The sequence below is a fragment of the Oleiphilus sp. HI0066 genome (genome assembly GCF_001635725.1).
The window spans coordinates 1-2,114 of sequence record NZ_LWFH01001021.1; the positions used below are offsets into that span (position 1 = coordinate 1).

Genomic DNA, 2,114 nt, shown 5'->3' on the forward strand with positions numbered 1-2,114 from the left:
CCCTTTCTGCCCCACCACTATTTAAATTTGGAAGAATAAATACGATTTTTTTCACAAACTGACCGAGGCCTTCAAGTATTTTTTTCGCTGATGGACGGAACAACCAGACTCCGATAACGCAATCCGATCAATTAATTCCTTTTCAAAATTTTTTCTTGTTGAGTCGCACAAAAAATAATTATCACGATTTTTATAACATACAACTTAAGTAAAAAAGGCTCCTTAAACTCAGCAAGAATCAAAAAAAACACCAACAACCCCAAAAAAACCTTATCTGTATAAGAACCTGCTCCGCGAACTAGAAATAAGAATAACAACAAAAACGGAACATAAAAAAAGAGGGTTCCGATCATGCCTGTCGCGTTCAGAAGCCGCACAATGCCAACATCTGACGGAATATTACCCCACGACGAGGGGTCGCCAAAAAACAACCCCATATCTGACACAGGAAAAATCCACATTCTCTGCAAAGCTTCCAAAATAGCGAACCGACTACCTCCCCCCCCCCCAGTAAATTCTCGAGTCGCCCAAGTCAGCATATAATCAAAACCGTCCTGCCCCCAAGAAGTCTGGAACCCTCCAAGAAGATTCGTATACAAGAAATTTAGCGCAAGAAGACCAGAGAACAATAGTATTGGTGCCGCAACCAAAATTCTAAGCATATTTTTAGTCAACCTTCCAGATAAGACAGCTACTAGTGGGCCACCGATAAAACCCAGTGCCAGCAATATTATTCCTGTTCGGCCAGTTAATATTACAGATATAACAATAAGCAAAAGCGCCAAGGAGACAATCCACAGCGGCCTTTTTATTTGCTTTAACGCAATAAGATAGAGAAGAATAAACCCTCCGGAAGCCTGCACTAGAGACAACGTAGCGCTTGCGGAGTGAGTTAGCCCCCTCGAACGTATTAGGGCAGATAAGCCTTTCACATTACTTTCCTCTGCTGGTACGAGGAAAGCAGCTAATTCCTTAAAACTAGGTGAAACAAAGTAAATTACAACAAACAATGCCTGTAAAGCGATCACATCAACAAGAAGACAAAGCAATCGACTGCCTTGAACTTGATGGTAGTTCAAGTAACCAACGAGTAACAGAGTCCCTACAACCCCCTCAATAAGAAATAATGCCGAGGCAATCATTATTGAAAAATTGTTGGCATTGCTAACATTAGTTATGGCCACACACCAAAGCGTGAAAAAAGAAAATCCAAGTACGAGGTAAACATAGTTTGTAGGCGAACTACCTCGTTGCTTTAACGACCATATACCTGAATAGAAGATAAGGAGGAACGCCAGGACCAAACGACCAGAGTATGTTGGCAAAAAAGTGAAAGACACACTAAAGACAAAGAGGAACGTTAAAACAAATAACAAAACAGTAATTGGTCGATAGTTTAGTTTGCTACTGAAAACACGTGGCATATAGGGTGAATATCATAAATAGAATAAGGCTGATGGCCTAAAACTTATTTTGCCAATCCATAAAACCAGACTGACCAGAGACTAGTTGACGATTTTTATTAATAGGGTCTAACACCTATCTTGAAAAAGCCTTGTTAGGTTCCAAAATATCATCGGACCCAAACACACTTTCCCTCAACCAAGTACTAATTTTCTTTTCTCAGCCAGCTTTTTCTTTATGACCGATCGAGCGCAATAACAATAGCGAGCAATCCAAACTAAGCGGCAGAACATTGTTTTTTTTGTCAGATTAGTCCACGAACTGTCAAAAAGCTCTTTAAACAATCCAACATATCCAGCATCTAGGGCTTTAACCGACAAATCAAATAGTAATTTAGACATAGCTGCACGGCAAATTATACCCGAATTATGGTCAAGCCTCTCGGCCAGTTTTAAATAGCAATAGCGATAATTTTTCGCTTGCGTTTTTATTTTTTCGAACGAAAAATGTTGCAAATTGCTAGCTGTCGCCGAGCCAACACTAAACCTCGTGTAGGCGCTCATAACATCTGGCAAAAAAAGTGCGCCACCTCGAATAGAGCCTAATACTTGGATAAAGGTATCTCCTGCAGGCGCCTTGTCGACAAACCAGCTTGGAAAAGGGCAAATGGAGGATTTACGAATTAGTAAAGAAGCGGTTGGCATAAACGC

Annotated in this window: 1 protein-coding gene and 1 pseudogene; both read right to left on the reverse strand. The window is 40.6% G+C overall.

Annotation, left to right across the window (positions count from 1 at the left end; genetic code table 11):
- Positions 1-131: 131 nt before the first annotated feature.
- Positions 132-1,184: a hypothetical protein gene (locus tag A3738_RS12150; protein ID WP_156502500.1), complete on the reverse strand. Its 1,053-nt coding sequence runs from the start codon at positions 1,182-1,184 to the stop codon at positions 132-134.
- Between the two features lie 414 nt (positions 1,185-1,598).
- Positions 1,599-2,114: pseudogene (locus A3738_RS31085) on the reverse strand (hypothetical protein); the annotation flags it as partial.